Source organism: Rugamonas apoptosis (assembly GCF_014042355.1).
Taxonomy (GTDB): Bacteria; Pseudomonadota; Gammaproteobacteria; order Burkholderiales; family Burkholderiaceae_D; genus Rugamonas; species Rugamonas apoptosis.
In genome coordinates this window covers 99592-120232 of record NZ_JACEZU010000006.1, presented here as the reverse complement: position 1 = coordinate 120232, position 20641 = coordinate 99592, and the positions used below count along the sequence as shown (strand labels likewise).

The following is a 20641-nucleotide window of genomic DNA, read 5'->3' as shown; positions in this document are numbered from 1 at the left end:
ATCAGCGCACCAGCGCCGGGCCGGGGCCCGGCCGGCAACGGCCAGAATCTGCCCGGCCCGCTTGAATTTCGCCGCGCCGCCGCCATCTGCGGCGCGGGCGCCGGCACCTCGCGCGGCGCGTCACCAATGCAAAGGCTCCCTATGACCACCCCTATCACGATCGATTTCGTCTCCGACGTTTCCTGCCCCTGGTGCGCCATCGGGCTCAAGGCGCTGGACGCGGCCATTGCCCGCATCGGCGACGAGGCCGACGTCACGCTGCACTTCCAGCCGTTCGAGCTGAACCCCAACATGGGCCCGGAAGGCCAGGACATCACCGAACACCTGATGGAAAAATACGGCGCCAGCGCCGAGCAGCAAGCCCAGACCCGGGCCGCCATCCGCGCCCGCGGCACCGAAGTGGGCTTCGACTTCGCGCTCGACCAGCGCAGCCGCATCTACAACACCTTCGACGCCCACCGCCTGCTGCACTGGGCCGAGCTGCAAGGGCGCCAGAAGGAGCTGAAACTGGCCTTGCTGGAAGCGTATTTCAGCCGTGGCCAGAATCCCAGCGCGCACGACGTGCTGGTGCGCGTGGCCGGCGAGGCGGGCCTGGATGCGGCCACGGCGTCGGAAGTTCTCGAAAGCAATCAATACGCGGACGAGGTGCGCGAGCGCGAGCAATTCTTCGCCCGCCACGGCATCAATTCCGTGCCGGCCATCATCATCAACCAGCGCCACCTGATTTCCGGCGGCCAGCCGGTGGAAGTGTTCGAGCGCGCGCTGCGCCAGATCATGACGGAAGCTTAAAAAATGCTGTGAACCGCAGGCCGCGGGCACGCTTGCGGCCCCGGTTTTGGGATAAACTGTCAAAGTAACAAAAGGCCCGGGCCGGCCACTCCGGCTATCCCGGCGCTGGTGTCGATAGTGTTGCTTTGGGGGTCTTATGCTGGCCGCAGAAAAAATCCATGTCTTGCCCATGGCGAGACCACAGACCGACCAGTTCCGCCTGGCCGCCTTGCACCGTTACAACATCCTTGACACCCCCGCCAGTGAGGATTTCGACTTCCTCACCGAGCTCGCGGCCAAGCTGTGCAACGTACCGTATTCCTTCATTTCGCTGGTGGACGCGGAGCGCGTCTGGATCAAGGCCCACACGGGCATGGAACTGTCCGCGCTGCCCCGCACTGATTGCTACTGCTCGCTGGCCATCCTGGGCGACAGCGCCACTGAAATCACCGACCTGCAAGCGGACTACCGTACGGCCCACATGCCGCTTACCGTCAACGCCCCGTTCATGCGCATGTACAGCAGCGTGGCGTTGACGTCGTCGGACGGTTTCGCCATCGGCACCCTGTGCGTGATGGATACCGTGCCCGGCCGCCTGAACGACGAGCAGCGCCAGACGCTGGCGCGGCTGGCGCGCCAGGCCATGGCCCTGATCGAATTGCGGGCCAAGGACAAGGCGCTGGGCGAATCCGTGCGCGAGCTGGAACAGCTGACCATCATGGACGAGCTGACCGGCCTGCACAACCGCCGTTCGCTGCTGCAGCGCCTCAAGTTCGAAACGGCGCGCGCCAAGCGTTTCCGCGCGCCGCTGTCGGCGCTGATGATAGACCTCGACCACTTCCGCCAGATTAACGACAGCTACGGTCCCGCCGTGGGCGACCAGATGCTGGCCAGCGTGGGCCGCATGCTGCGCGAAAGCGTGCGCGTGATCGACATCGCGGCCCGCTACGGCGGCGAGGAGATCTGCATCGTGCTGCCCAACACGCCGTTCGATGGCGCCTGCAAGCTGGCCGAGAACCTGCGCGTCAAGATCGAGGCGCAGCAGCACCTGGTCGCCACGCGCATACTGCCCATCACGGCCAGCGTGGGCGTGGGCGCCTTGAACCACATGGAAATCGCGGACGGCGACAGCCTGCTGCGCCAGGCCGGCGCGGCCCTGCTGCGGGCCAAGCAGCAGGGCCGCAACCAGATCGCCTACTGAGCTGGCCTGAGGCGCCGGCCCGCCCGCTGACGGGCGCCGGCGCCACCATCGGCATCCAGCCTGTAAGATGCCGTGCATGGATAACATCACACACACCATCGTCGGCCTGGGCGTGGGCGAGCTGCTGGAGCGCAGCCTGCCGCCGGAGGCAGATACCTTGCGCGCCCGTACGCGGCGCCGCCTGCTGCTGACCGCGTGCGCGCTGGCCAGCAATTTCCCCGATCTCGACCTGTTCCTCTCTCGCTTGCTGCCCGATCCGCTGGGCTATCTGCTCAACCACCGTGGCCACACCCACACGCTGCTGTACGCGCTGCCGCAGGCGCTGGCGCTGGCCGTCCTGTTGTGGCTGTGCTGGCCGGCCGCGCGCGCCTTGCTGCGGGCCAGCCGGCCGGCCAGCCGGGGACTGGCCGCCAGCATCGGCGCCGGCCTGGGCCTGCACCTGCTGCTCGACTACACCAATTCCTACGGCCTGCACCCGTTCTATCCCTTCGATGGCCGCTGGTTCTATGGCGACATGGTGTTCATTGTCGAACCGCTATACTGGATCGCCTTCGGTGCGCCGCTGGCCATGATGCTGGCCACGCGGCGCGCACGCATGGCGGCGCTGGCCGTGCCTGTGTGCGCGCTGCTGTTCTTCACGTTCAAAGGCTATCTGGGCGCGGCCTCGTGCGCGGCCTTGCTGGGTGCGGGCGTATTGCTGGGGGCTGCGCAGCGCCGGGCCGGTGCCCAAGGCCGCGCCGCGCTGCTGCTGGCGCTGGGCCTGTGCGGCGTGTACGTGGCGGGGCAGGGAGTAGCGTCTCACGTGGGCGGGCAGCGCATCCGCGCCGCGCTGGCGCGCATCGATCCGGGCGCGCGCGTGGTGGACGTGGCCATGACGGCCTATCCGTCCCAGCCCTTGTGCTGGAATTTCGTGTCGGTGGAGAGCGATGAGGCGGCCGGCAGCTACCGCATGCGGCGCGGCGTGGCCAGCCTGGCGCCGGACTGGCTGGCGCCGCTGGCCTGTCCGCATCGGCTGGTCGATGGCGGCGCCAAAACCACCCTGGACCCGGCTATCGTCGAGATGAGCGAGGTCACGGCCAGCCTGCGGGCGCTGCGCCAGCTTCAGCGCGACGATTGCCACGTCAACGCGTGGCTGCGCTTCGCCCGCGCGCCGGCCCTGTCGATGGCCACCGGCGAGGCATCGGACTACCGCTTCGCCACCACCCCGCGCGGTAATTTCACCACGCTGCGTTTCGGCGCGCTGCGCGGCAGCGCCTGTCCACAGGGCGTGCCGGGTTGGGAAGACCCGCGCGCCGATCTGCTGGCTGCACCGGAGCAGGGCGCGCTGGCGGAGGACCAGCGCGGGTCACTCTGGCGCTCAGCATCGTCGTCACGAACGCCGTCGCCGTCGCGGTCGCTGCCGGCGGCCGCCGCCGCACACTAGCGCGCCGCCATCCTCTTTTGGTGCGTCGCACAATATCAGTGCCGCGCCGTCCATTGTGGCGCGGGCGCGCACCGCCGCCGCCCATTTTCATCGTCCGTTGCACGTCTTTTCCCCTCGGTTCCCGCTTTTTCGCTGGCACAGCGCTTGCTGATATTGAAAGCAGGGCGGCCAGCCGGCCGGCCCATGGACCAGGCATGAGGATACGATGACGAGCGATACCCGCATCAAGTTGACCCGACGTACGCTGATCAAGGCTGGTGTCGCGGCCACCGCCCTGGGTGGCCTGGCCACCCGCGGCGTGTGGGCCGCCGGTTCCGACAAACCGGAAAAAGAGGAAGTGAAGGTGGGCTTCATTCCGCTCACGGACTGCGCCTCGGTGGTGATGGCGTCCGTGCTGGGCTTCGACAAGAAGTACGGCATCAAGATCGTGCTGAGCAAGGAGTCGTCCTGGCCCGGCGTGCGCGACAAGCTGGTCAACGGTGAACTGGACGCGGCCCATGTGCTGTATGGGCTGATCTACGGCGTGCAGCTGGGCGCGGGCGGGCCGAAGAAGGACATGGCCGTGCTGATGAACCTGAACCATAATGGCCAGGCCATCACCCTGTCGAAGAAAGTGGCCGACAAGGGCGGCGTGGACGGCCCCTCGCTGGCCCGGCTGATGCGCGCCGACCCGCGCGAATACTCGTTCGCCCAGACCTTCCCCACCGGTACCCACGCCATGTGGTTGTACTACTGGCTGGCCGCGCACGGCATCAACCCCATGAAGGATGCCAAGGTCATCACCGTGCCGCCGCCACAGATGGTGGCCAATATGCGGATCGGGAACATGGACGGCTTTTGCGTGGGCGAGCCGTGGAATCACCGCGCCATCGCCGACGGCGTGGGCATCACGGCCACTACCACCCAGGACATCTGGCGCGACCATCCGGAAAAGGTGCTGGGCACCAGCGCCGAATGGGTGGCCAGGCATCCCAACACGGCGCGCGCGCTGACGGCGGCCGTTCTCGACGCCGGACGCTGGATCGACGCTTCGCTGTCGAACAAGCAGAAGATGGCCGAAACCATCGCCGATAAATCCTACGTCAACACTTCGGTCGATGTGATCAACCAGCGCATCCTGGGCCGCTACCAGAATGGCCTGGGCAAGACCTGGGACGATCCGAACTACATGAAGTTCTTCAACGACGGCAGCGTGAATTTCCCCTACCTGTCGGACGGCATGTGGTTCCTCACGCAGCAGAAGCGCTGGGGCCTGCTCAAGAGCGAGCCCGATTACCTGGCGGTGGCCAAGCAGGTCAGCCGCATCGACGTGTACCAGGATGCCGCCGCCATGGCCAAGGTCAGCCTGCCCAAGTCGCCGCTGCGCAGCGCCAAGCTGCTGGACGGCACCGTGTGGGATGGCAAGAACCCCAAGGCGTACGCGGACTCGTTCAAGATCAAGGCATAAGGAGGCGGCATGAGCGCAGTACTGAATCAACTCGATCACGGCGCCGGCGTTGGGCCGGCGCCATCGCTGGCCGTATCTCCGGCCGCGATGTCGTCCACATCGGCATCCGCATCGGCGGCCGCGGCCGCGGACGCGCCGGAGCGGCGCCGCCGCAGCGAACGCATCGCCGCGCAGGGCGTCACGCTGCGCGGCGGCAGGTCGCGCCTGGCGCCGTTGGTGACCTCCGTACTGCCGCCCTTGATCGGCCTGGCCCTGCTGGTGCTGGCCTGGCAGATCCTGGCCAGCCGCAACAGCGCCTTTCCCACGCCGCAGGCCACCTGGGACGAGGCGCTGCGCCTGTTCGCCGATCCCTTCTACCGCAAGGGGCCGAACGACCAGGGCATAGGCTGGAACATCCTGGCCTCGCTCAAGCGGGTCGGCATCGGCTTCGGCATGGCGGCGGCGGTGGGCATTCCACTGGGCTTCCTGGCGGGGCGGTTCAAGTTCGTGGCCGGCATGTGCGATCCCATCGTCAGCCTGCTCAAGCCCGTCTCGCCGCTGGCCTGGCTACCGATCGGGCTGCTGGTGTTCAAGGCCGCCGACCCGGCCGCCATCTGGTCCATCTTCATCTGCTCGATCTGGCCCATGATCATCAACACGGCGGAGGGCGTGCGGCGCGTGCCGCAGGACTACCTGAACGTGGCGCGCGTGCTCAAGCTGTCCGAATGGAAGGTCCTCACCCGCATCCTGCTGCCGGCCGTGCTGCCGCACGTGCTGACGGGCGTGCGGCTGGCCATCGGCACGGCCTGGCTGGTGATCGTGGCGGCCGAGATGCTGACGGGCGGCGTGGGCATCGGCTTCTGGGTATGGGACGAATGGAACAACCTGAACGTGCCGCACATCCTGATCGCGATCGGGGTGATCGGGGTAGTGGGCCTGGCGCTGGAACTGCTGCTGGTGACGCTGGCCAAATCGTTCGCTTACGAAGAAGTGGAGGCTTGATATGGGCAGCGCGAAAATCATCGACATCAGCCATGCGGAAATGGTGTTCGACACGAAGAAGGGCAGCTTCCACGCACTGGCCGACGTCAACTTGTCGGTGGAGCAGGGCGAGTTCGTCACGCTGATCGGCCACTCCGGCTGCGGCAAGTCCACCCTGCTCAACCTGATCGCCGGCCTGACCCGCGCCACGGGCGGCGTGCTGCTGTACGGCGGACGCGAGATCGCCGGCCCCTCGCCCGAGCGGGGCGTGGTGTTCCAGAACCACTCGCTGCTGCCGTGGCTGAGCTGCTACGAGAACGTGTACCTGGCCGTGGAGCGCGTATTCGGCGCCAGGGAGGGCAAGGGCAAGCTGCGCGAACGCACCCAGGCGGCGCTGGCCATGGTGGGCCTGAGCGCGGCGTCGGCCAAGCGGCCGCATGAGATCTCGGGCGGCATGAAGCAGCGGGTCGGCATCGCCCGCGCGCTGTCGATGGAACCCAGGGTGCTGCTGCTCGACGAGCCGTTCGGCGCGCTCGATGCGCTCACCCGCGCCCATTTGCAGGACGAGTTGCTGCGCATCGTGGCGGAAACGGGATCGACGGTGGTGATGGTGACCCACGACGTGGACGAGGCGGTGCTGCTGTCGGACCGCATCGTCATGATGAGCAACGGTCCGGCCGCCACCATCGGCCAGATCCTGCAAGTGCGGCTGGCGCGCCCGCGCGACCGGCTGGCGCTGGCGCAGGACGCGCTGTACATGGATTACCGGGCCAGCGTGCTGGAATTCCTGTACCAGCGCCAGCCACGGCGCGCCGCGTGAGCGCGGGCGGGGGAGGGCTTAGACGACCTTCAGTTCATCCAGCGGCCAGCGCGGGCGCACGTTGAAGCCATACTCGCGCTGGGCCGCCTGTGGATTGATCTGGAGGCGCATGGCGCCGGCGAAGGCGATCATGGCGCCGTTGTCGGTGCAAAATTCCAGCTCGGGGTAGTAGACCTTGAAGCGCTTCTTGGCGGCCGCCTCGTTGAGCGAGGCACGCAGTTGCGCGTTGGCGCCCACGCCGCCGGCGATCACCAGCCGCTTCAGGCCCGTGTGCTTGAGCGCTTTCACGCATTTGGCCGTGAGCACGTCGACGATGGCGTCCACGAAGCCGCGCGCGATGTTGGCCTTGTCCTGCTCGCAGATATTGGCGATCACCTTTTCCTGGTGGTTCTTCACCACCGTCAGCACGGCCGTCTTCAAGCCCGAGAAGCTGAAATTGAAGTCCTTGGTGTGCAGCATGGGGCGCGGCAGGGTGTAGGCCAGCGGATCGCCGAATTCGGCCAGGCGCGAAATGGCGGGGCCGCCCGGATAACCGAGGCCCAGCAGCTTGGCCGACTTGTCGAATGCTTCGCCGGCCGCGTCGTCCAGCGTTTCGCCCAGCAGGGTGTACTGGCCCACGCCATCGACCCGCATCAACTGGGTGTGGCCGCCCGATACCAGCAGCGCCACGAACGGGAATTCCGGCGGCTGCGAGGCCAGCAGCGGCGACAGCAAATGGCCTTCGAGGTGGTGCACGCCCAGCACCGGTTTGTCCAGCGCCAGGCCCAGGCTGCAGGCGATGGAGGAGCCCACCAGCAGCGCGCCGGCCAGGCCGGGGCCCTGGGTGTAGGCGATGGCGTCGATGTCGGCCATGGCGACGTTGGCGCCTTCCAGCGTTTTTTGCAGCAGCGGGATGGCGCGCCGGATATGGTCGCGCGAGGCCAGTTCCGGCACCACGCCGCCGTATTCCTCGTGCATGGCCACCTGGGAATGGAGGGCGTGCGACAGCAGGCCGCGTTGCGTGTCATACAACGCCAGGCCGGTTTCGTCACAGGAGGATTCGACGCCGAGAACGATCATGAAAAGTGCGGATGTGAAGGAGTAATCCGCCATTGTAAAGGAAAGCGCCCCGCCGGGCCGTGTGGCGGGGGCGCTGGCCGGCACCGGAGGGGGGCGCTCCGGTGCTGGTGTGCCGCTGTGTGCCGGCGTTGTGTGCCTGCGCAGCGTGCCCGCGCGGTGTTTGCGCGCGGTGTTTCCTGTTACGGCCGGTGGCGCAGCTGGGCCGCCGCGTCGCGCAGCATCTTGGCCGTGGTGTCCCAGTCGATGCAGGCGTCCGTCACGGAGCAGCCGTATTTCAGTTCGCTCAGGTCGGCCGGGATCTTCTGGTTGCCGGCCACGATGTTCGATTCGATCATCACGCCCACCAGCGACTTGTTGCCCTGGACGATCTGGTGGATCACGTCGGCCATCACCAGCGGTTGCAGTTCCGGCTTCTTGTAGCTGTTGGCGTGCGAGCAGTCCACCACCAGCGTGGCGGGCAGCTTGGCCTTGTCCAGCGCCTGCTCGGCGATGGCGATCGAGACGGAATCGTAGTTGGGGCGGCCGTCGCCGCCGCGCAGCACCACGTGGCCGTAGCCGTTGCCGCGGGTGCGCACGATGGACACGTTGCCCTGGCTATTGATGCCCAGGAAAGAGTGCGGATGGGCCGACGACAGGATGGCGTTGATGGCGATGCTGATGTCGCCGTCGGTGCCGTTCTTGAAGCCGACCGGGGTCGACAGACCGGACGACATCTCGCGGTGCGTCTGCGACTCGGTGGTGCGCGCGCCAATGGCGGTCCAGGCGATCAAGTCACCCAGGTACTGGGGCGAGATCGGGTCCAGCGCCTCGGTGGCGGTGGGCAGGCCCAGTTCGCACACGTCCAGCAGGAACTGGCGCGCTTTTTCCATGCCCACGTTCACGCGGAAGGAATCGTCCATGTCCGGATCGTTGATATAGCCCTTCCAGCCGGTGGTGGTGCGCGGCTTTTCGAAATACACGCGCATCACCAGCAGCATGGTGTCGCCCACTTCGTCCTGCAGCGCCTTCAGGCGGCGGGCGTAATCGAGGCCGGCCACCGGGTCGTGGATGGAGCAGGGGCCGACCACCACGAACAAACGCTTGTCCTTGCGGTCGATGATGTTGCGCAGCGCCTCGCGGCCCTTCATCACCGTGTCCGAGGCCAGGTCGGTCAGCGGCAGCTTGGCGTGCAAGGCTTCCGGCGACGGCATGGCGCCGAACGAGGTGACGTTGATGTTTTCGATATCTGGGGAAATCATGGCGGCTCTCAGCAGTAGTATTTTTCCGGGGGAGCCATAGTGTAGCTGAAATGGCGCGGATGGGCCGGGCGTCGCTGCGGTGCGTCAATTCCGTGTAAGCTATTACTTATGACGACACTGAACCAACCCTTCCCGGCGGCCCGCTTCATCAAGGAGATCGGCCGCGGCAAAAACGGCGCCCGCAGCATGACGCGCGAGGACGCCCACGACTTGTACCAGGCCATGCTGGACGGCCGCGTTTCCGACCTCGAACTGGGCGCCATCCTGCTGGCCATGCGCATCAAGGGTGAATCGGTGGAGGAGATCGCCGGCTTCCTGGACGCGGCCGAAGCGGCGTTCGCGCCGCTGACGGCGCCGCCGGGCCAGTACGCGCCGGTGCTCATCCCCAGCTACAACGGCGCCCGCAAGATGGCCAACCTGACGGCGCTGCTGGCCATGCTGCTGGCGCGCGAAGGCGTGCCGGTGCTGGTGCACGGTGTGGCCCATGACGCGGGCCGGGTGGCCACGGCCGAAGTGTTCGAGGCGCTGGGCCTGTCCGCCGCGCAAGACCACGCCGAAGCCGAGGAGGCCATGGCCCAGGGCCGCGCCGCCTTCATCACCATCGACGCGCTGGCGCCCAAGCTGGCGCGCATGCTGGCGCTGCGCTCCGTGCTGGGGGTGCGCAATTCCACCCACACGCTGGTCAAGATCATGCAGCCGTTCGCCGGGCCGGCGCTGCGGCTGGTGTCCTACACTCACCCGGAATACCTGGAAATGCTGGGCGAGTACTTCACCACGGCCGCGCCGCACGAGCGCGGCGACGCTTTCCTGATGCGCGGCACGGAAGGCGAGACGGTGGCCAACGCCAACAAGGCACAGCAGATCGACTGGTTCCACGGCGGCCTGCGCACCATGCTGGTGCCCAAGCAGACCTTGGTGCAGGAGCTGCCCGTGCTGCCCGAGGAGAAGGACGCGGCCACCACCGCCGCCTGGATCGCGTCCGTGCTGCGCGGCGAGGTGCCGGTGCCGCCGTCCATCGCCGAGCAGGTGGCGCAGATCCTGCTGGTGGCGCGCACGCTGCGCTCGCGCCAGCACGCCAGCGAACCGTTGGCCTGACCGTCGGGCTGACCACCACCGCGAGCCGATCGCCGCGTCCGGCCGCCCGCACACAGTACAATCACGCCTTTGTAACAGTGCGGGACCGGAGTGGAATATGGCGAAACAGTCTGATGTGGCAGTAATCGGCGCGGGCGCGGCCGGCATGATGTGCGCGGCCGTGGCGGCCCAGCGCGGCAAGCGCGTGGTGCTGCTCGACCACGCGGCCCGGCTGGCGGAAAAGATCCGCATCTCCGGCGGCGGCCGCTGCAACTTCACCAACCTGCACGCCGGGCCGCAGCACTTCCTGTCCGAGAATCCCCACTTCTGCAAGAGCGCCTTGTCGCGCTACACGGCCCAGGACTTCCTGGCGCTGGTGAAGAAGCATCGCATCGGCTACCACGAAAAGCACAAGGGCCAGTTGTTCTGCAACGACTCGGCCGAGCAGATCATCCAGATGCTCAAGGATGAATGCGCGGCCGGCGGCGTGGAATGGCGCATGCCGTGCAAGGTGGCCGGCGTCGAGCGCCAGGTCGATGGCCGCTTCCTGCTGCAAACGGACAGTGGCGACATCGAGGCCGCCAGCGTGGTCGTCGCCACGGGCGGCCTGTCCATTCCCAAGATCGGCGCCACCGACTTTGGCCACCGCATCGCGCGCCAGTTCGACCTGAAGCTGGTCGAGCCGCGCCCCGCGCTGGTGCCGCTGACCTTCGACGAGGCGGAGTGGAAGCCGTTCGTGCCGCTGGCCGGCATCGCGCTGGAAGTGGACGTGGAGACGGGCAGCTTCAAGGGCCGTAATCCGACGGGCGGGCGCTTCCGCGAGGATTTGCTGTTCACCCACCGTGGCCTGTCCGGCCCCGCCATCCTGCAGATTTCCAGTTTCTGGCAGCCGGGCACGCCCATCGTCATCAACCTGCTGCCGGAAATGGACCTGGCCCAGACCCTGATCGAAGGCAAAGGCAGCATCAAGAAACAACTGGGCAATGTGCTGTCCCAATGGCTGCCGGCCCGCCTGGCCGAGGGGCTGCTGCTGGCGCACGGTTTCGCGCTGGATGCGCGCCTGGCCGACATGCCGGACGCCCAGCTGCGCCGCCTGGGCCAGGCCATCAACCAGTGGACGCTGGTGCCCAATGGGTCGGAAGGCTACCGCAAGGCCGAGGTCACGCGCGGCGGGGTCGATACGCGCGAGCTGTCGCAGCAGACCATGATGGCCACCAAGGTGCCCGGCCTGTACTTCGTGGGCGAGACGGTGGACGTGACGGGGTGGCTGGGCGGCTACAATTTCCAGTGGGCGTGGGCGTCCGGTGTGGCGGCCGGCCAGGCAGTCTGATATACTGATCGACCTTGATGTAGCGGCTTAGGCCTTGAGGTGCGGGAAAGATTGCTCTCCGGTCTGCGTTGTATTTTCTGATGAAAGCCGCATGGCTGGCCGTTTTGGCGGCCAGGCATCTTCCATTTTTGGATAAAAGCTGCTATAGTCTCTTTCTTCCTATAACCTCAACGGTTTGAATTTTACATGACCACTATTCGCCTTAAAGAAAACGAGCCGTTCGAAGTCGCAATGCGTCGCTTCAAACGCACCATCGAAAAAACCGGTCTGCTGACCGAACTGCGTGCACGCGAGTTCTACGAAAAGCCAACGGCTGAGCGCAAGCGCAAGCTGGCAGCCGCCGTGAAGCGCCACTACAAGCGCATCCGCAGCCAGCAACTGCCTAAGAAACTGTTCTAAGACTGCCCTGGCAGCACTGGCCTGATCGTGCGGCGTATCGTCGCCACGGGCCATGTTGCGCAGCGTTTGGATGCCGTTAGTCCAGATGAGTCGCTTACCCGCTCCGGTTCGCCGCAGCGGGTTTTCTCATTTATAAACTGTTTATTTTGATAGAAAGATCGCCATGAGCTTGAAAGCACAAGTCACCGAAGACATGAAAGCCGCCATGCGTGCCAAGGAAACCGGCAAGCTCAACACCATCCGCCTGCTGATCGCCGAGATCAAGCGCAAGGAAGTGGACGAGCGCATTGAACTGGACGATACCCAGACCATCGCCATCGTGGAAAAGATGATCAAGCAGCGCAAGGATTCCATCACCCAGTTCGAAGCCGGTGGCCGTGCCGACCTGGCCGATATCGAAAAAGCGGAACTGGCCGTGCTGTCGACCTACATGCCAGCCGGCCTGTCGGATGAGGAAATCGCCGCCGAAGTGGCCGCCGCCGTGGCCGCCTCGGGCGCCGCCGGTCCACAGGACATGGGCAAAGTGATGGCCATCGTCAAGCCCAAGCTGGCGGGCCGCGCCGATATGACCGTCGTTTCCGCGCTGGTGAAGAAGGCGCTGACCCCGGCATAATTACCTGCAAGTTCCCCGCCGTACCTTGAGCCGCCGCAAGGCTGAGCGAGGTGCGGCGGTATAGTCTGACCCCAAACAAGGCCGCGCCAGCACGTGATACCGCAATCTTTCATTTCCGATTTGCTGAACCGGGTCGACATCGTCGACATCGTGGGACGCTATGTGCAGCTGAAAAAAGGCGGCGCCAACTTCATGGGCCTGTGCCCGTTCCACAGCGAAAAGTCGCCCAGTTTCACGGTCAGTCCCACCAAGCAGTTCTACCACTGCTTCGGCTGCGGCGCGCACGGCACGTCGATCGGCTTCCTGATCGAATACTCGGGCATGGGCTTCGTGGACGCCGTCAAGGAACTGGCGCAGAACGTGGGCATGGTGGTGCCCGAGCAGGACGACAAGATTCCCCCGGCCCAGCGGGCCCAGATGCAAGCCCACAGCATGGCCATGACGGACGCCATGACGCGCGCCTGCGACTTTTACCGGGCGCAATTGCGTGGCGCCACCAACGCCATCGCCTACCTGAAAAACCGGGGATTAACGGGCGAGATCGCGGCCCGTTTCGGCCTCGGCTACGCGCCGGCCGGCTGGGACAACCTGCGTTCCGTGTTCCCCGACTATGAAGCCGTGGTGCTGGCCGAGTCCGGCCTCGTGATCGACAAGGTGGACGAGGATGGCGGCAACCGCAAGCGCTATGACCGCTTCCGTGAACGCATCATGTTCCCCATCAAGAACACCAAGGGCCAGGTGATCGCGTTCGGCGGCCGGGTGCTCGACCATGGCGAACCGAAATACCTGAATTCGCCCGAAACACCGCTGTTTTCCAAGGGCTTCGAACTGTATGGCTTGTTCGAAGCGCGCCAGGCCATCCGCGACGCCGGCTATGTGCTGGTGACGGAAGGCTATATGGACGTGGTGGCGCTGGCCCAGATGGGCTTCCCGCAAGCCGTGGCCACGCTGGGCACGGCCTGCACCACCAATCACGTGCAGAAACTGTTGCGCCAAACGGACAATGTGATCTTCAGCTTCGACGGCGACAAGGCCGGCCGCCGCGCCGCCCGCCGCGCGCTGGAAGCATGCTTGCCCCACGTGTCCGACAACAAGACCATCAAATTCCTGTTCCTGCCCACCGAGCACGACCCGGACAGCTATGTGCGCGCCCACGGCGCCGAAGCGTTCGAGCAGGAAATCCATGAAGCCATGCCGCTGTCCCAGTTCCTGATCAAGGAAGTGGTGGGCGAGCATGATTTGAACGGGCCGGAAGGGCGGGCCCGTGCCCAGTTCGATGCCAAGCCCCTGTTGCAGGCCATGGCGCCGTCGGCGCTGCGGCTGCAGATCGTGCGGGCGCTGGCCCAGCTGACCCAGAGCACGCCATCCGAGATCGAAGCGCTGTTCGAGCTGGCCAAGCCGGTGGCTGTGGCGCGCCAGGCGCCGCCGCGCACTGGCCGTCCGGTGCCGGTCGGGCTGGAGTTGCAGATCGTGCGGCTGCTGGTGGCCCACCCGCCGCTGGCGCTGGACATCGACGCCGACGCGCTGGCCGCCTTCGCCTTTTTTGGCGCGGAACCGGCCGAACGGCTGGCCCAGCTGGTGGCCCAGGCCCAGGCCATGGGGCCGAACGGCGGCTTTGCTGCTTTTGCGCAACACTTGAAGTCGCAGGGGGCGGAGTACGACGCCATCATCGCCGAGATCGTCAAGGAGCCCGAGTCCGATTTCGACGCCGTGCGTTTGTTCCTGCGCGGCGCCATTCGCCAGGTCAAGAATGATGCGTTGAAGCAGGAGTTGCATGACGTGCTGGCGGCCGGCCTGTCGTCGGACGAGCTGGGCGTGCGTTACCGCGAAATTACCTCGAAGCAAGATCAGTTGTTGCGCGAGGCGGAGGCGGAGTTGGCCCATCGCTAGACCCGTGCGAGAGCCGGGTATGATTTGCCAGAGGGAGAGCGGGTTGGCTGCCCTCTGGAAATTGCAAATGTGCGTGCTATAATAAAACGCTAAGTGTTGTCAATTTTGGCATCGTTTTTCAGTTCAGAGTGTGTTTGTTTTTTAGCAAGTTAGGCTCTTGATCGGCGCAGTAAGGCAGCGTCGGCGGCCAGGGCCGGCTTTGGTTGAACCGGCGCATGAACGTGCAGCCGATGGCGAACGTTCTGTTTGCCCGTGAACCAGTCATGGCTCCAGCCCCCACACGCATGTCAAATGCAGTAGAATTTCTGCCGAAAACGGCTGTCTTGGCCGTCGGTAAGGAATCTGTTGTGGACGCGGATCGTGCCCAACAAGGTGTAAGTAAGTCGTAGTATTGTCGGACTTGTGTGGTCGGCAAGTTCGAAGACAGGGGCCCCATAAGGGCCGCAAGAAACTTTATCCTAAATAAGCAAGTCGTTGTGTAATCGAAAGCGCCTGTGCCAACCAAGAAACCTGAATCCCAAGCGGCTGCAAAGCCCAGCAAAGTGACCGCCAAGTCCGCGAAATCGACGGACAAGTCGGAAGCGCGCGTCGCCAGCAACCCGCCGGCGGTGAGCCAGACCACCGATGCCGCCACCCTGGCCGCCATCGATACGTCCGGCTACGTGCTGCCCTCGGTGAAAGTGCCGGGCCGGCGCGGTCGCAAGCCCAAGGAATTCCAGCCCGAGAACGACGAAGTGGCGGCCCTGAACGCCGTCGAGCGGGCTGAGCTCAAGGCGGTGGACAAGGCCAAGGCCAAGGATCGCAAGGCCAAGGAAAAAGCCTTGCTGAAAGATGCGTTCTCGTCGGACACGGAAGCGACCGAGGAAGAACTGGAACGCCGGCGCCAGAAACTCAAGACCCTGATCAAGTTCGGCAAGGAACGCGGTTTCCTCACCTACGCCGAGATCAACGACCATCTGCCCGAGAACATCGTCGATCCGGAAGCGATCGAAGGCATCATCGGCACCTTCAACGACATGGGCATCGCCGTCTACGAGCACGCGCCCGATGCCGAGACGCTGCTGCTGTCGGACAACGTGGCCACCGTCACCAGTGACGACGAAGCGGAAGCGGCAGCCGAGGCCGCCCTGTCCACGGTCGATTCCGACTTTGGCCGCACCACTGACCCGGTACGCATGTACATGCGCGAAATGGGGTCCGTGGAACTGCTGACCCGCGAAGGCGAGATTGAAATCGCCAAGCGCATCGAAGACGGCCTGAAGGACATGATCCAGGCCATTTCCGCCTGCCCGGTGACGATCGCCGAGATCATCGCCGCCTCCGACCGCATCCGCGCCGACGAAATCAAGATCGACGAGATCGTCGATGGCCTGGTGGACGAGAACGAGGACGCGGCCGCCGCCGCGCCTGCTCCGGCCCCCGCCAGCGAGGAAGACGAGGAAGAGGAAGAGGAAGAAGAGGAAGAAGAGGAAGAAGAGGAAGAACCGAGCGCCTCGGGCGCCGCCGGCTTCTCGGCCGAGCAGCTGGAAGCGCTGAAGAGCACGGCACTGGCGAAATTCGACGTTATCTCCCTGCAATTCGACAAGATGCGCAAGGCGTTCGAGAAGGATGGCTACAGCTCCAAAGCCTACGTCAAGGCGCAGGAAGCCATCTCGCTCGAACTGCTGGGCATCCGCTTCACGGCCAAGGTGGTCGAAAAGCTGTGCGACACCCTGCGCGGCCAGGTGGACGAAGTGCGCCACATCGAAAAACAGATCCTCGACGTGGCCGTCAACAAGTGCGGCATGCCGCGTGCCCACTTCATCAAAGTATTCCCCGGCAACGAAACCAATCTGGAATGGGTGGACGCGGAAGTGGCCGCCGGCCACGCCTACAGCGCCATCCTGGGCCGCAACATTCCCACCATCAAGGAACTGCAGCAACGGCTGATCGACCTGCAAGCGCGCGTCGTGCTGCCGCTGCCGGACCTGCGCAACATCAACCGCCAGATGGCGGCCGGTGAAATGAAGGCGCGCAAGGCCAAGCGCGAAATGACGGAGGCCAACTTGCGCCTCGTGATTTCCATTGCCAAGAAATACACCAATCGCGGCCTGCAATTCCTCGACCTGATCCAGGAAGGCAATATCGGCCTGATGAAGGCGGTGGACAAGTTCGAATACCGCCGCGGCTACAAGTTCTCGACCTACGCCACGTGGTGGATCCGCCAGGCCATCACGCGCTCGATCGCCGACCAGGCGCGCACCATCCGTATCCCGGTGCACATGATCGAAACCATCAACAAGATGAACCGCATCTCGCGCCAGATCCTGCAGGAAACGGGCGCCGAGCCGGACCCAGCCACGCTGGCCATCAAGATGGAGATGCCCGAGGACAAGATCCGCAAGATCATGAAGATCGCCAAGGAACCGATCTCGATGGAAACGCCGATCGGCGACGACGACGATTCCCACCTGGGCGACTTCATCGAGGACAACAACACACTGGCGCCGTCCGACGCCGCGCTGCACGCCTCCATGCGCGGTGTGGTGAAGGACGTGCTCGACTCGCTGACCCCGCGCGAAGCGAAAGTGCTGCGCATGCGCTTTGGTATCGAAATGTCCACCGACCACACGCTGGAAGAAGTGGGCAAGCAGTTCGACGTCACGCGCGAGCGCATCCGCCAGATTGAAGCCAAGGCCCTGCGCAAGCTGCGCCACCCATCCCGTTCGGACAAGCTGAAAAGCTTCCTGGAAGGGAACTAAGACTTGACGGGAGTCCCGGGTGGCCTATATCCTCTCGGGTTCGTTTCAACAACGGTAGCAAGAGTGGGTCGCGATATCGGGCCACGTTGTTCGTAGGGCCCTTAGCTCATGCTTGGTTAGAGCAGAGGACTCATAATCCTTTGGTGCGCGGTTCGACTCCGCGAGGGCCTACCAAAATTTGAAGGGAGTTAGGCTCGCGCCTAGCTCCCTTTTTCGCTTTTCGGCCTGCACTCAACAGCGCTGCATTTGTCCGCTTGCTCCAATCTGACCTCGTCGCCCTGGTTATTTGTCATGCTGTCGGCCACAGGGCCTGGAAATCGAACGAGAGTTGTCGATGGTGGCGTATCGACAACAGATAAATTGTGTCGCCGAAGCGGGCATAAAGAAGCAAGTAATGCGACATGACATATTCCCGCACCTCGCCGTTACGACCGATGGCCTTCAGCTTGCGCTTCAAACCCTCGAGACTTTTGCCGACCTCGACCGAACGCGTCGGTCGCTCAAAGAATAGTCGCCCAACGTCAGGAAAGTGTTCAAGCGTCGGGATGACCGTTGCCGTCAGTTCGTCCAGCAGCGCATCGAATGCGTGCGGTGCATCGGCATTGGATAAGAAAGACTCCACCTCTTCGAGATTGCGTTCGAAGTTAGCGGTCAGTTTGACATGGCATTTGCCCGCCACTGTCAGCCCCGGGTTTTTGCGGCGCGGCGGCGTTTGATTGTGTTCAGGGCAGTTTGCGCATCTTTGGTCTTGCCCGAGCTCACGTCCTGCAAGCCCTTGCTGGCATCATCAATAATGAAAAGATGGATGCGTTCCCGTTCCAGTTGATGGTAATAGTCCAGGCGCTTGGCGTCGACGATGGCGACGTAACTTTCGCCATTCTTGGTGATGATCTTTTCAGCACCCGCTTTTACCTGATCGGCAAGATCGGAAAGTGTGGCCCGCGCTTGCGTCAGGGACACAACATCGCTTGCTGAAAATGCCATGGCACACCTTCTAATATGTACATAATTACGTACATTATCCTCTTGGACCAGCGCTATTGAAACTACCCTGGCGCATATTTTTTGCAGCGGCGTAGAAGCCAAGGTACTGTTCCGTATGCGTCAAACCGCCCGGCTTGGGCGATTTGACGGTTTGGTTACCTGAAGGAAATCAGTAGGCGATGCTGAAGCGTTGGCGCGAGTGGGCCGGGCGTTCCAGCTCATCGATCATCGCCACCGCGTAGTCGGCCACGGAAATCTTGCTATCCCCGTTCGCATCGGTCAGCAACTGGTCGCCGCCCAGGCGGAACTGGCCGGTGCGCGGACCGGGGGCGATCATGGCGGCCGGGCTCAGCAGGGTCCAGTCCAGCGCGCTTTCCTGGCGCAGTTTTTCCAGCGTGTCGCGCGCGCCCAGCGCCGTACCCTTCCATTGGGCGGGAAAGTCCGGGGTGTCGACCATTTGCACGCCGGGCGCCACCTCCAGGCTGCCCGCGCCGCCCACCATCAGCAGGCGCGGCACGCCAGCTTGCTTGGATGCGGCCAGGATGGCGTCGATCCCACGGTTATAGTAGGCGCGTACGTCTTCCTGGGCGTGGCCGCTGAAGGCGCTGATGACGGCGTCGTGGCCGGCCAGCTGGACGGCCAGGCGGGCCGGGTCCATCACATCGGTGGCCAGCGCCGTCAGGCCAGCGGCGGGTTCCAAACGTTCCGGACGGCCCACCAGTGCCGTGACTTGATGGCCGCGCGACAGCGCCTCCGCCAGCAAGCCAGAACCGATAAAACCACTTGCGCCGATCAGTGCGATTTTCATGAAAAACTCCTGCTTGGTTGAAAGTGGATTTAGTATGCGGCCTTTACGATGGCGCGATAAGTAGGCAAAATTCACAATCACTATGAAGCAGTTCTTAACAATCGACCGTTTGAAACGGATGGCCGTCTTCGCCCGCGTGGTGGAAGCCGGTTCCATGAGCGCCGCCGCGCGCGAGCTGGCGATGACCACCTCGGCCGTGAGCCAGCAGATCCGCCAGCTGGAGGCCGAGATCGGCCTCGCTTTGTTGCACCGCTCCACCCGGCGTCTGAGCACCACGGAAGCGGGCCAGGCTTACTACGAGGATTGCGCCGCCATGCTGCTGGCGGCCCATACCGCCGAGCAGCGTCTGTCCGACCTGCGCGATGAGCCTCGCGGCGAATTGCGGATCGCCTTTCCGGTCGGTTTCAGCGGCCATCTGGCGGCGGCGCTGGGGCCGCTGCTGCGCGCCCAGCCCCGGCTTGCGCTGCGGTTGTTCGCCGAAGACCGCCGCGTCGACCTGATCGCCGAGCGCATCGACCTGGCCATCCGCATCGGCACCTTGAGCGATTCCAACCTGGTGGCGCGCCGCCTGGCCGAGTGGCCCCATGTGCTGGTGGCGTCCAGCGGCTATGCGCGTGAACATGGCTTGCCGCAAATGCCGGAGGAGCTGGCACGCCATCCGGTGATGAGCCTGAATGTCATGAACCAGACTGAATTCATCGAATTGTCGCGCGCGGGCGAGGCACCGCGGCGGGTGCGGGTCCATGGCACAGTGGCGGGCAACAGCTTTATCGCGTTGCAGGCGATGATGCTGCAAGGCGCGGGCATCCTGCGCATGCCCGGTCCGGATGCCATGCCGTTGCTGGCAACGGGACAGGTGGTGTTGGTGTTGCCGGAGTGGTCGATGGCGCCGATGGGCGTGTACGCGTTGACGGTGCAGCGCGATGCCCAGCCTGCCAAGGTGCGGCTGGCGATCGCGGCCATCCGGGACTACCTGGAAGTTGGTGCGGGCGAGGGAAGTAATGTCGTGCCGGCAATGACTTGAGTCGCCGGTCACCGCAATCTTTTTTCCGGCCGCACGCCGCCCAGGCCTGCATGCCTGTGGCGGGCATCCTGCATCCGGGAGCGGCGCCAGTCGCACATCTGTTGCGTCCGTTTCCCTTTTCTGGAGGAACTTGCCGCCAGCGGATTGTCTCGTCCATCGAAAGGTAGTAAATTGCCGTGTGGCAATTAATTTGACGGGCAGGCTGCCCTGTTCCCGTCCCTTTCAGCAGAGGCAAAAGTGAGTAATATCGTCGATAGCGCCAAGAATTTGAGCGATCGGATCTGGTTTTCCCGGGAAGCGTGGGCGCGGGCCGAGGCGCGGCTGCTGTCCGACCAGGGGCATGCGCAACGGCTGATGGTGGTCTATTCCGTCTACAGCCTGTGCTTTGCGATCGCCTTATTGAAATACAAGGTCGTGTCGGACGACTTCCAGAACATTTTTTCCGTCGTGCTCGCCGTCATGCTGATGGCGCTGTCGCTCAATCTGAATACCCGCAACTTCCGCGAGCGCGCGCAGCAATTCAAGAGCGGTTACCTGAAGTTGATGGATATTGAGAGCAGGATCATGCAGGTTACGCTGCAGCGCACGCCACAGGCCATGCTCGACGATTACAACGACCTGTTCGCCAGCTACAAGCAAATACTCAACGATGTGGAACACCACACGGCCGGCGACGCTTTGTCGGCCCGCCAGCATGCGGCGGCGGACAGGACCGACGGCAAGCTCAGCGCGCTGGACCATGCGCACCTGCTCCTGCTGCGATCCTGGCGCGCCGTATGGCTGGTCGCGTTCTACCTGGGCCCGGTGCTGGTCCTGGCCGTCTGCTACTTCGGCATCCGCAACAATCTGTTCTGACGGGCCG

19 protein-coding genes and 1 tRNA gene are annotated in these 20641 nt (G+C 64.4%); 15 read left to right on the top strand and 5 right to left on the bottom strand.

Annotated elements, in window-relative coordinates:
- Positions 1–141: 141 nt before the first annotated feature.
- The 6 genes from H3H39_RS13350 (at position 142) to H3H39_RS13325 (ending at position 6619) form a co-directional block, all read left to right on the top strand.
- Positions 142–789 (top strand): DsbA family oxidoreductase, encoded by a 648-nt coding sequence (locus H3H39_RS13350; RefSeq protein WP_182153882.1) that lies wholly within the window; start codon positions 142–144, stop codon positions 787–789.
- A 169-nt stretch (positions 790–958) separates the two neighbouring features.
- Positions 959–1969, top strand: coding sequence for a sensor domain-containing diguanylate cyclase (locus H3H39_RS13345; protein WP_229218026.1), 1011 nt, complete (start codon positions 959–961; stop codon positions 1967–1969).
- Between the two features lie 76 nt (positions 1970–2045).
- Complete coding sequence (locus H3H39_RS13340) at positions 2046–3392, top strand: metal-dependent hydrolase (RefSeq protein ID WP_182153880.1); 1347 nt, start codon at positions 2046–2048, stop codon at positions 3390–3392.
- 205 nt (positions 3393–3597) lie between these two features.
- On the top strand, positions 3598–4839 hold the full coding sequence (locus H3H39_RS13335; protein WP_182153879.1) for a CmpA/NrtA family ABC transporter substrate-binding protein: 1242 nt from the start codon (positions 3598–3600) through the stop codon (positions 4837–4839).
- Positions 4840–4848: 9 nt separating this feature from the next.
- Positions 4849–5820, top strand: a complete 972-nt coding sequence (gene ntrB / locus H3H39_RS13330; RefSeq protein ID WP_375540423.1) for a nitrate ABC transporter permease — start codon at positions 4849–4851, stop codon at positions 5818–5820.
- Position 5821: 1 nt separating this feature from the next.
- A complete protein-coding gene (locus H3H39_RS13325) occupies positions 5822–6619 on the top strand; it encodes an ABC transporter ATP-binding protein (RefSeq protein WP_182153878.1) in 798 nt (265 codons plus the stop codon).
- 18 nt (positions 6620–6637) lie between these two features.
- Here the strand turns inward: H3H39_RS13325 and tsaD are convergent, their stop codons facing one another.
- Complete coding sequence (gene tsaD, locus H3H39_RS13320; protein ID WP_182153877.1) at positions 6638–7678, bottom strand: tRNA (adenosine(37)-N6)-threonylcarbamoyltransferase complex transferase subunit TsaD; 1041 nt, start codon at positions 7676–7678, stop codon at positions 6638–6640.
- A 179-nt stretch (positions 7679–7857) separates the two neighbouring features.
- The gene (locus H3H39_RS13315) at positions 7858–8916 is read right to left on the bottom strand and encodes a 3-deoxy-7-phosphoheptulonate synthase (protein ID WP_182153876.1); all 1059 of its coding nucleotides are present in this window, start codon (positions 8914–8916) and stop codon (positions 7858–7860) included.
- 108 nt (positions 8917–9024) lie between these two features.
- Between H3H39_RS13315 and ybiB the strand changes: the two genes are divergently transcribed.
- From ybiB to H3H39_RS13280, 7 genes are all read left to right on the top strand, one after another.
- Positions 9025–10011: a DNA-binding protein YbiB gene (ybiB, locus tag H3H39_RS13310; RefSeq protein ID WP_182153875.1), complete on the top strand. Its 987-nt coding sequence runs from the start codon at positions 9025–9027 to the stop codon at positions 10009–10011.
- Positions 10012–10108: 97 nt separating this feature from the next.
- Positions 10109–11320, top strand: a complete 1212-nt coding sequence (locus H3H39_RS13305) for a BaiN/RdsA family NAD(P)/FAD-dependent oxidoreductase (RefSeq protein WP_182153874.1) — start codon at positions 10109–10111, stop codon at positions 11318–11320.
- 186 nt (positions 11321–11506) lie between these two features.
- Entirely contained in the window at positions 11507–11719 is a 213-nt protein-coding gene (rpsU, locus tag H3H39_RS13300) for a 30S ribosomal protein S21 (protein WP_008451879.1), read from the top strand.
- 163 nt (positions 11720–11882) lie between these two features.
- A complete protein-coding gene (locus tag H3H39_RS13295) occupies positions 11883–12332 on the top strand; it encodes a GatB/YqeY domain-containing protein (protein ID WP_182153873.1) in 450 nt (149 codons plus the stop codon).
- A gap of 93 nt (positions 12333–12425) precedes the next feature.
- Positions 12426–14222 (top strand): DNA primase, encoded by a 1797-nt coding sequence (dnaG, locus tag H3H39_RS13290; protein WP_182153872.1) that lies wholly within the window; start codon positions 12426–12428, stop codon positions 14220–14222.
- A gap of 494 nt (positions 14223–14716) precedes the next feature.
- Positions 14717–16963 (top strand): RNA polymerase sigma factor RpoD, encoded by a 2247-nt coding sequence (rpoD, locus tag H3H39_RS13285; protein WP_182153871.1) that lies wholly within the window; start codon positions 14717–14719, stop codon positions 16961–16963.
- A 95-nt stretch (positions 16964–17058) separates the two neighbouring features.
- Positions 17059–17137, top strand: a tRNA-Ile gene (locus H3H39_RS13280).
- Between the two features lie 115 nt (positions 17138–17252).
- On the opposite strand, the gene H3H39_RS13275 is transcribed toward H3H39_RS13280, so the two are convergent.
- The 3 genes from H3H39_RS13275 to H3H39_RS13265 all read right to left on the bottom strand — a co-directional run bounded on the left by H3H39_RS13275 (position 17253) and on the right by H3H39_RS13265 (position 18755).
- The gene (locus tag H3H39_RS13275; RefSeq protein ID WP_182153870.1) at positions 17253–17642 is read right to left on the bottom strand and encodes a type II toxin-antitoxin system RelE/ParE family toxin; all 390 of its coding nucleotides are present in this window, start codon (positions 17640–17642) and stop codon (positions 17253–17255) included.
- A gap of 2 nt (positions 17643–17644) precedes the next feature.
- Complete coding sequence (locus tag H3H39_RS13270; RefSeq protein WP_182153869.1) at positions 17645–17947, bottom strand: type II toxin-antitoxin system Phd/YefM family antitoxin; 303 nt, start codon at positions 17945–17947, stop codon at positions 17645–17647.
- Between the two features lie 169 nt (positions 17948–18116).
- Positions 18117–18755, bottom strand: a complete 639-nt coding sequence (locus H3H39_RS13265) for an NAD(P)-dependent oxidoreductase (RefSeq protein ID WP_182153868.1) — start codon at positions 18753–18755, stop codon at positions 18117–18119.
- A gap of 82 nt (positions 18756–18837) precedes the next feature.
- Between H3H39_RS13265 and H3H39_RS13260 the strand changes: the two genes are divergently transcribed.
- Positions 18838–19779, top strand: coding sequence for a LysR family transcriptional regulator (locus H3H39_RS13260; RefSeq protein ID WP_220461539.1), 942 nt, complete (start codon positions 18838–18840; stop codon positions 19777–19779).
- A 237-nt stretch (positions 19780–20016) separates the two neighbouring features.
- A complete protein-coding gene (locus H3H39_RS13255; protein ID WP_182153867.1) occupies positions 20017–20634 on the top strand; it encodes an SLATT domain-containing protein in 618 nt (205 codons plus the stop codon).
- Positions 20635–20641 lie beyond the last annotated feature (7 nt).

What these genes read in the sequence shown, in the direction of transcription:
- H3H39_RS13315 (WP_182153876.1), bottom strand. Translation starts at nt 8,916, where the DNA reads ATGATTTCCCCAGATATCGAAAACATCAACGTCACCTCGTTCGGCGCC.
- H3H39_RS13340 (WP_182153880.1), top strand. Translation starts at nt 2,046, where the DNA reads ATGGATAACATCACACACACCATCGTCGGCCTGGGCGTGGGCGAGCTG.
- ntrB (WP_375540423.1), top strand. Translation starts at nt 4,849, where the DNA reads ATGAGCGCAGTACTGAATCAACTCGATCACGGCGCCGGCGTTGGGCCG.
- H3H39_RS13325 (WP_182153878.1), top strand. Translation starts at nt 5,822, where the DNA reads ATGGGCAGCGCGAAAATCATCGACATCAGCCATGCGGAAATGGTGTTC.
- H3H39_RS13305 (WP_182153874.1), top strand. Translation starts at nt 10,109, where the DNA reads ATGGCGAAACAGTCTGATGTGGCAGTAATCGGCGCGGGCGCGGCCGGC.
- tsaD (WP_182153877.1), bottom strand. Translation starts at nt 7,678, where the DNA reads ATGATCGTTCTCGGCGTCGAATCCTCCTGTGACGAAACCGGCCTGGCG.
- H3H39_RS13345 (WP_229218026.1), top strand. Translation starts at nt 959, where the DNA reads ATGGCGAGACCACAGACCGACCAGTTCCGCCTGGCCGCCTTGCACCGT.
- H3H39_RS13335 (WP_182153879.1), top strand. Translation starts at nt 3,598, where the DNA reads ATGACGAGCGATACCCGCATCAAGTTGACCCGACGTACGCTGATCAAG.
- H3H39_RS13295 (WP_182153873.1), top strand. Translation starts at nt 11,883, where the DNA reads ATGAGCTTGAAAGCACAAGTCACCGAAGACATGAAAGCCGCCATGCGT.
- H3H39_RS13260 (WP_220461539.1), top strand. Translation starts at nt 18,838, where the DNA reads ATGAAGCAGTTCTTAACAATCGACCGTTTGAAACGGATGGCCGTCTTC.
- ybiB (WP_182153875.1), top strand. Translation starts at nt 9,025, where the DNA reads ATGACGACACTGAACCAACCCTTCCCGGCGGCCCGCTTCATCAAGGAG.
- H3H39_RS13350 (WP_182153882.1), top strand. Translation starts at nt 142, where the DNA reads ATGACCACCCCTATCACGATCGATTTCGTCTCCGACGTTTCCTGCCCC.
- H3H39_RS13265 (WP_182153868.1), bottom strand. Translation starts at nt 18,755, where the DNA reads ATGAAAATCGCACTGATCGGCGCAAGTGGTTTTATCGGTTCTGGCTTG.
- H3H39_RS13270 (WP_182153869.1), bottom strand. Translation starts at nt 17,947, where the DNA reads ATGGCATTTTCAGCAAGCGATGTTGTGTCCCTGACGCAAGCGCGGGCC.
- rpsU (WP_008451879.1), top strand. Translation starts at nt 11,507, where the DNA reads ATGACCACTATTCGCCTTAAAGAAAACGAGCCGTTCGAAGTCGCAATG.